The 7683-nt window shown below is 47.2% G+C and carries 6 protein-coding genes and 1 other RNA gene; 3 read left to right on the top strand and 4 right to left on the bottom strand.

Annotated features, from left to right (window positions below):
• A partial coding sequence (carB, locus tag Q0668_RS09065) for a carbamoyl-phosphate synthase large subunit (RefSeq protein WP_298863174.1) occupies positions 1-1453 on the top strand: 1453 nt, incomplete at its 5' end.
• A 56-nt stretch (positions 1454-1509) separates the two neighbouring features.
• Here carB and Q0668_RS09070 read toward each other — a convergent pair.
• The 3 genes from Q0668_RS09070 to Q0668_RS09080 all read right to left on the bottom strand — a co-directional run bounded on the left by Q0668_RS09070 (position 1510) and on the right by Q0668_RS09080 (position 4824).
• Complete coding sequence (locus Q0668_RS09070) at positions 1510-2958, bottom strand: right-handed parallel beta-helix repeat-containing protein (protein ID WP_298863180.1); 1449 nt, start codon at positions 2956-2958, stop codon at positions 1510-1512.
• 168 nt (positions 2959-3126) lie between these two features.
• Entirely contained in the window at positions 3127-4284 is a 1158-nt protein-coding gene (gene rsgA / locus Q0668_RS09075) for a ribosome small subunit-dependent GTPase A (RefSeq protein ID WP_298863182.1), read from the bottom strand.
• Between the two features lie 33 nt (positions 4285-4317).
• Positions 4318-4824: an FHA domain-containing protein gene (locus Q0668_RS09080; RefSeq protein ID WP_298863185.1), complete on the bottom strand. Its 507-nt coding sequence runs from the start codon at positions 4822-4824 to the stop codon at positions 4318-4320.
• Between the two features lie 172 nt (positions 4825-4996).
• On the opposite strand from Q0668_RS09080, the gene rnpB reads away from it, so the two are divergent.
• Both rnpB and Q0668_RS09090 read left to right on the top strand, forming a co-directional pair.
• Positions 4997-5373, top strand: an RNA gene (rnpB, locus tag Q0668_RS09085) — RNase P RNA component class A.
• Positions 5374-5651: 278 nt separating this feature from the next.
• Positions 5652-6083 carry a hypothetical protein gene (locus tag Q0668_RS09090; RefSeq protein ID WP_298863188.1) on the top strand — a complete coding sequence of 144 codons (432 nt, stop codon included), beginning with the start codon at positions 5652-5654 and terminating at the stop codon, positions 6081-6083.
• A 265-nt stretch (positions 6084-6348) separates the two neighbouring features.
• Here the strand turns inward: Q0668_RS09090 and Q0668_RS09095 are convergent, their stop codons facing one another.
• Positions 6349-6951, bottom strand: coding sequence for a hypothetical protein (locus Q0668_RS09095; RefSeq protein ID WP_298863191.1), 603 nt, complete (start codon positions 6949-6951; stop codon positions 6349-6351).
• Between the last annotated feature and the right edge of the window lie 732 nt (positions 6952-7683).

A 7683-nucleotide genomic window follows, 5' to 3' on the forward strand; every position in this document is an offset into this window, starting at 1 on the left:
CATCATGGTCAATTCGAATACCGAAACCGTTTCCACCGATTATGATACATCAGATCATTTATTCTTTGAACCACTTACAACAGAAGACGTGCTGAATATTTGCGATCGAATGCAGCCCGACGGTGTGATCGTGCAGTTCGGCGGACAAACGCCGCTTAATTTAGCCCGCGGACTGGAAGCCGCCGGTGTAAATATCATCGGCACGAGTCCGGACATGATTGATGCGGCAGAAGACCGGGAACGCTTTCAGGCGATTCTTGAGAAACTCAACTTGCGTCAACCACCAAATGGAATTGCGACGGACACGGAAAGCGCGCGTGCAGTTGCCAACAATATCAGTTATCCGATTCTGGTTCGTCCCAGTTACGTTTTGGGCGGACGGGCAATGGAGATTTGTTATGACGAAGAATCTCTCGTGCGGTATATGAATGAAGCCGTCAATGCTTCGCCAGATCACCCTGTACTTGTCGACCAGTTTCTGGAAGATGCGATTGAAGTTGACGTCGATGCAATTTCTGATGGCATAACCACGATGGTGGGTGGCGTGATGGAGCATATTGAAGAAGCGGGAGTTCATTCCGGAGACTCGGCCTGTGTTTTACCGCCACACTCATTGCCCGATTCCGTCATCGATGAAATAAAACGAGCGACACATGCCCTGGCACGAGAATTAAAAGTCAAAGGCCTGATGAATCTTCAATTTGCAGTCAAACAGTCTGCTGAAGGATATGACGTTTATATTCTCGAAGTCAATCCCCGTGCCAGCCGTACGTCACCCTTCGTATCCAAAGCCACAGGAATTTCTTTGCCCCGTATCGCTGCCAAAGTCATGGCCGGTGTTTCATTAATCGAACAGGGTATTACAAAAGAACCCACGCCGAAGCATACTTCCGTCAAAGAAAGCGTCTTTCCGTTTTCACGATTTCTGGGAGTCGATATTATTCTCGGCCCTGAAATGCGTTCGACGGGTGAAGTAATGGGGATCTCCAAAGGCTTCGCAATGGCCTTTGCGAAAAGCCAATTGGCCGCCAGCACAAATCTGCCTTCAGAGGGAACCGTCTTTATCAGCATGGCAGATGTTTACAAAGAAATGATTATCGAACCCGCACGACGGTTGATTGAGCTGGGATACAAAATTGTTTCAACGTCAGGTACAGCGCGGGTTCTTCAAGAAGCTGGCCTGGAAGTTTCGACTGTGAAAAAACTGAAAGAAGGTCGCCCGAATCTGTTAGACATGATGGCAAATCAGGACGTGCAATTCATCTTCAACACGCCCAGTGGAAAAGGTTCAAGAACCGATGAAGGCAAAATTCGCTCTGCCTCGGTTTCTTATGGCGTCACCTGTGTCACAACCATTCCCGGGTGTCTGGCGGTTGTCAAAGCATTGGATGCCCTGGCAGAAGATTCCACACCTCAAGTTCGTGCACTGCAAGACTGGATGGCTGATCTGTAAACTACGATTACAGTAACAACCATCCTCTACGACGCTCATCAGGAAAATGAACCCACTCATTCCAGCGATAGATTATTTGTTGACACTGTTCCCGAATCAATTTCTACAGAACCCGAAACCAAATTGTCCGTCACTTGATTCTGTTGCCCCCCTGTGACACGAATTGCAAAGTCCTTGGCGGCTTCTGTAATCAAACAATCAGAAATGCGAGATTGTTTCACATTATTCAGCAATATGCCGCCATTTTCACACTCACGAATTGAACAATTCGTGACATTCATTCTCTCACAGTTTTCCAGAATCAAACCGGCGGCTACTTCCCGAGTCGATTTAATATTCAGGCTGTTGAGTGTGCAATCGCTGCAGTCTTTGAATACATTCGCATTTTTTGTCTTCGCCCGGTAGTCAGGGTTTCGATCCAATAAATTCGCTCCCAAAACAATATAAGAAGAATCCTCGACGAGCAAATTGTGTTCGTAAGCCTGCCAGAGTGTATTGCCGGTAATCGTGATACCACGGGCATGCTTTAAATGAATATTGACGGCGACGTCGCTCATGGAATTGTCGGCGATTGCAAAATTGCCAACCTTACGCGGATCTTCTGGCCCATTGCCAATAAATCGCACGTTAGCAGAATCAATCGCATGATTCGTATGTTGAATCGTGCAACCAAAAATCGCACCTTCCCTTAGAGAACCCTTTCGAATATCAAACAGAATATTTGCAGTGGCGGGTGTCTCTTCACCCATGTTGCCTTCAATGTCACAGTTCCCGATTTGAATATTCCGAATTTGGCTTTCTCGCACCACAATCCCTCCCAATTTATTGTAGCTGATATGAGAATCGGAAATATTGATCTGATGCAGGTTCAATTTATCCAGATAAATGCCCACTCCTTCATTCTGATAAAGATGGCAATCATCAATGGCCACATTCCGGTTACGTTCGTAGAGATAAATGCCATGCAGGGCCTTGCGGACCACCAGACGTGTAATAGTGATCTGCATCGTTTTTGTCGCAGAGACGCCAATGGCTTCCGGGTGCTTGCCGACAATCTCGATGCCGTCAACCATGGGCGTGCGCTCTTTTTTCCAGACTACCGGCTGAACTGTTTTGGGGGCGGCTGTTCCGTTATGAGTGCCAATAAAATGAAAGGCCGGACCCGCGCCTTCCATCAGAATGGTTGCCGTGCCATCTCCGGAAACCGAAGTCGGCCCCACTTTGTTCAAATCAATCACAACCGGCCTGGTGAATCGATAACGGCCGCGAGGAAACCGCAGCGAACCAACCGACGCATCCACCATTTTTTGAATCGCAGCCGTATCATCGGTTTTGCCATCTCCTCGCGCACCATAGTCCAAGACCGTTTTGCAACCAGCGTGCTGACCATTGGCCGTCGGCTGTTCCTGACTCAAAAGTCTGCTTGAATCATCTGGAATAAGCAGGCACAGGCCGAAAAGTACGAGTGCGGTCAAGCAAAGAGTTGATATGGTTCTCAGTTTCATAAGAATGACTTTCCATGCGGGAGGTTTTCAGGCAGGAGATCGCCGACGAAGCGAACAGCCCAACAGTTCAGGAAGCTTATCAATGAGTCTAAGCAACAAAGAAGCGAGGTTCAACTGTCGTGCAGGCGAAAAACGACAAGGACTTCGCGGCAGCAGAAACAGCCTTGTTTACTGATGATAAACGGGTCGCGGCTCATCGCCGGCAATAATTTTCAGATAGCTCTGATAGCGCTGCCGGGAAATGAAATCACTGGCGACCGCACGTTTCACACCGCAATCAGACTCATGTGTGTGTGAACAATCCGGAAAACGGCATTGAGGAATGTAGGGACAAAAGTCGCGAAAGAATCCTTCGACTTCTTCCGGACTCACATCCCATAACTGTAACTGTCGAATACCGGGTGTGTCTGCCACCCAGCCCCCGCTTGAGATTTCCAATAAAACAGCAGAGCGCGTTGTGTGTTTTCCTTTGCGAGTCTCCTGACTGATTTCGGCAGTCTCCAGCAATAACTGACTGTCTATCTGATTCAGTAACGACGACTTGCCTACACCACTTTGACCGGAAAAAACGGTCTGTTTTCCTTTGAGCAAAGACCGCAGGCGCGGAATTCCGGTATCATCGATGGCACTTGTTAATACGATGTCGTAACCCAATTGAGCATAAACGCCAATCAACGATTGAAATTCGACGGGATCAACAAGATCGATTTTATTAATGCAGATGATGGAATGAATCCGGCCCTTTTCTGAACTGATCAGGAAACGGTCGATGAGCGATGGTTTCAGTGGGGGATCTGCAGCAGAGACAACAATCACCGCTTGATCAATATTACTGACCAGAATATGTTCGCGACGCTTGCTGCCTCGAGATAAATAAGAACGTCTCGGCTCTACTCGTTCTATGACCGCCTGATTCCCATCTCCTTCAAGTCGAATCAAAACATGATCACCGGCGACCACGGCATTGCGATCATCCCGGGACATGGTCCTGACCAGACGGCGTATCGTACAATCGTAAAGGCGGCCATCTGCTGCCTGCACGACTGAGTTCAATCCCTGTGACCGAAGGACACGACCTTTGAGACAACTGCTCTCGTCTATGTCAATCACAATGGATGATTCACCATCCGGGGTTTCCTGCTCGACTCCCATTACGGTGCGGTGACGCGTCAGGTCTCCTTTACCAGTCAGACGTTCGGAGGCATCCATATATTGTGAATCGAGCTGCTCATCGACTTTATGACTGGAAAGCTTATTCTGCCTGACGTTTTTCTGGCGGTTTTTTTTAAACGCAACCCGAATCTTTTTTCCTTTTTTCTTACCCACTACAGTCCTGGTTCCATAACCATTGTTCGATTTTTATGATGAATCACTCTGCTCGTCATCAAGGTCAATCAGAAATTTCAGACCCAGTTCATCTTCGGTCATTTCTGATTCGTCTTCGGGCAGCACAATCTCTTTTGGCTTCTGAGCAGGAGGCGCCAATGATCGTTGCGGACGCTTCTCCGGTTGGACTAATCCTGCTTTCTCCATCAGACTGAGTTCGAATGGATTCTCTTCTTCCGGCGGAGGCTCATCAGATTGGGGAGTATAATTCACTTCGAATTCGTGTTTGGCTATCGAGAGTTTGTCGCCGGGCAGCAACCATTTCATATCGCATCGCTCGCCATTGACTTTGATCCCGTTGCGGCTGTTCATATCGCGTACGCGCCAATAGCCATTGAGAAATTCTAACCGGCAATGATGCGAAGAGATATTGGGAAAATCCAATGTGATGTCACACCGGCTGCGGCGGCCGACTAACAGTACCTCTGAAAGCAGTGGAATCGGGTCCCCGCCTCCACAAGGGTTTAATTCGCCTAACATTCTTACTTCCTGGTGATTTGTCTGTAGAAAACATCTGAGATGCCTTGATATGCCCGCATATTATTAATCTATACTGCTGGCCAGACATTATAAAGCCCTTATGTAGAGAAAAGTCTGATTTTGGGGATACTTCAAATGACTTGCATAGCTTATACTGAATAATTCAGTAGCGGGAGTCGGCTAAGTGGTCGCTGCGGATTCTTCGGAATTCGTGGAGGAAAGTCCGGGCTCCACAGGGCACGGTGGTGGGTAACTCCCACCGTCCGCGAGGACAGGGAAAGTGCAACAGAAAGCAAACCGCCTGTCTGGTTTCCAGACGGGTAAGGGTGAAACGGTGCGGTAAGAGCGCACCAGCGGGCCGGGTGACCGGTCTGGCTAGGTAAACCCCACCGGGTGCAAGACCAAGCAGAGAGCAGTTTTGGTTCGCCAGGACACGGATCGGCCCGATCCGTTATGACTCTCGGGTCGGTCGCGCGAGGCAGCAGGCAACTGCTGTCCCAGATAAATGGCCACTCTCGACATAACCCGGCTTATCGGCTTGCTCCCGCTATCTGATTTTCCAGAAAGCAACCTGCGCCAGCACCCCGCCAAAAGTCATTTGGATGACATTCGCAGCGCAAATCCGTGTCATTTTGATTGTAGTTTATTCCATTTTATTGAAATAATGACAACAATTGCACCCATGCCAGAGACGCCACTATTTACCCAAACCATTATATATCAACATATTATAAACCAAATCAATTTGATTGGCACGATACATGCTTAATACCATATCAACGCTATTAAGCCACAATCAAACAATTAGAACATTAAGGGAGATAATGATGAAAAACTTCACAATCGCTTTCGCAGCATTGGCCACCATCACATTTGTCAGCAGCACGGCATTCGCCGCAACGCCGTACTATCAACCAAATCAATATAATGCGAGAAACTATAACGGCTTCAGCCAACGCAGCTGGACTAACAACAACTCGTACAATAACAATAGTCGCGGCTACCTGAATCATCGCCGCGCAACCAACCAATATGATTACCTTTCAAATCGTTTCAGCAATTCGAATAACAGTTCTCGCTGCACGACCAGGCCATCGATGACGAACTACAATTACCGTTCGCAATCGAGCATGAATGCGTATCCTTACAATAGCAATCGCTTTGATTATAATCGCAATTACAACCTCAATCGCTATCAGAGCAGCTACAATCTCAACAACTACAACCGTAACAACTACAACTGGCGTGCAGGCCGCTAAGTGCGGATGAAGGTAAACCTGCTATTTGACAACGAAGCACCCCTGGTCGAGACTTCTCGACCAGGGATTTTTTGTGTTATCAATCTAGCGGATATAAGACAGAGCCAACCGCTATTTAATGTGCTGCTTGAATCTGCTTCTATGAAAACAGGCCCAACAGTACTCGTAAGTGAGATACCGGGTCTATATCTATTCAGTTCTGCCCCCTTTTTAATCCTTCGAGAAATTCGCATATGTAGTAGAAGCTTTTTTTTGATCAATATTTCTACTTTTGAATTGCAAAACTAAAATAACAATATTCGGACCATTCACTCTCACCAAGTCTGTTTCTGGCTTTTACTCGAATTCGTCCTGGTTGTGATCCTCCAAAATTAAACATATAAAAAGGGATTGGGATTTGAGTATCCAGCTCTACGGGTTTATCAAATTTCTCCGGTTCCAAGGGGCTGGCCCAACTTTCTTCTATGGTATAAGTTATGGGGTATTCACCAGAACTGGGATACCATCTACAGTCCAGGATCCGAGGATAGTGTGAAAAAGCCGTTCGTGAAATAGGAATGATTATTTCTGGTATCGAAGGAGTTCCGTCCAATGACAGTTTTCCCATGAAAGGATCTGTTTTCCTAAAGACTCTCTCGTTTTCATCATACCCAATTAAAAACACATAAGTGCGCCGCTCGGGAAGCATCGGCATTTGTAAATGTCCATAAGAGCAATTAGCATCAGCCCGATAGGGATCCTCGAGCGGGGGGCCGAGCAATGCAACAACTTCATCTCGACTCATTCCGACCTGGACTGCTTCCCACTTTCGATAATCGGGTTGAACAAATTCAGGCTCTGTTGAATCATAAGAAAAACAATTTTGCATACCGATATTACTCCTTAGGATTTTCCCCATTCAGTCTGGATGTCCCATTTTAGATTGTATCTTAATTCGAGGTCAAGTTTTTTGACGGTTTTAGCTGTCTATTCTGTTTCATCGGAGTGCGATACAGTCGCTTCAATATAAAGGTTTGCGATGCCTTTATCCATTCTTTTTTGAATCGATTTACTCTGGTCATTCGTGGTGGATTTTCTACCACGAAAAGCACGAAAGTCACGAAAAATTCTGACCCGTGTTTGGTTCGATGTTGATGGTTTTTGGATGATGGTTGATGGGGGGCCCAACAGCGGTTGACAATGTGCGGCTCCGTTTTTTTCTGATTAAATCGAACATTGTGGCGATCATTGTTCTGCTGCTCATGCTCTGATGAGCACTGCTGGATTTTCATCTGCTGCCTGTTTGTGGCTATCGGGTAGAATCTTTGTGCGTGGGTTGGTTAGGCCAACATCCTTGTGGATTAATTTCTACCACGAAAAGCACGAAACGTTCTGGCGGGCGGACACATGGGTTCCGCCCCTACCTTTTAGATGGGTCCTCGCCTACTTTTTATAGGGGCTGTCCTTAGATGATATTGTTGCCGTGTGTTTCTGATGGTTACTTTCTAACGGCGATTCGTGTGACGGCGCCCCTTGCCTTGCCAACGGCGGCTAGCGCCGAGCCACTCAGATACTTGTTGTCGGGCGCTGGTGTTGTGTTGGTTGCTTTGACTGGAAATGA

Source organism: uncultured Gimesia sp. (assembly GCF_937910335.1).
Lineage (GTDB): Bacteria > Planctomycetota > Planctomycetia > Planctomycetales > Planctomycetaceae > Gimesia.

Excerpts from the sequence above, each read along its gene's own strand:
- Q0668_RS09095 (WP_298863191.1), bottom strand. The coding sequence starts at position 6,951 with ATGCAAAATTGTTTTTCTTATGATTCAACAGAGCCTGAATTTGTTCAA.
- Q0668_RS09080 (WP_298863185.1), bottom strand. The coding sequence starts at position 4,824 with ATGTTAGGCGAATTAAACCCTTGTGGAGGCGGGGACCCGATTCCACTG.
- Q0668_RS09090 (WP_298863188.1), top strand. The coding sequence starts at position 5,652 with ATGAAAAACTTCACAATCGCTTTCGCAGCATTGGCCACCATCACATTT.
- Q0668_RS09070 (WP_298863180.1), bottom strand. The coding sequence starts at position 2,958 with ATGAAACTGAGAACCATATCAACTCTTTGCTTGACCGCACTCGTACTT.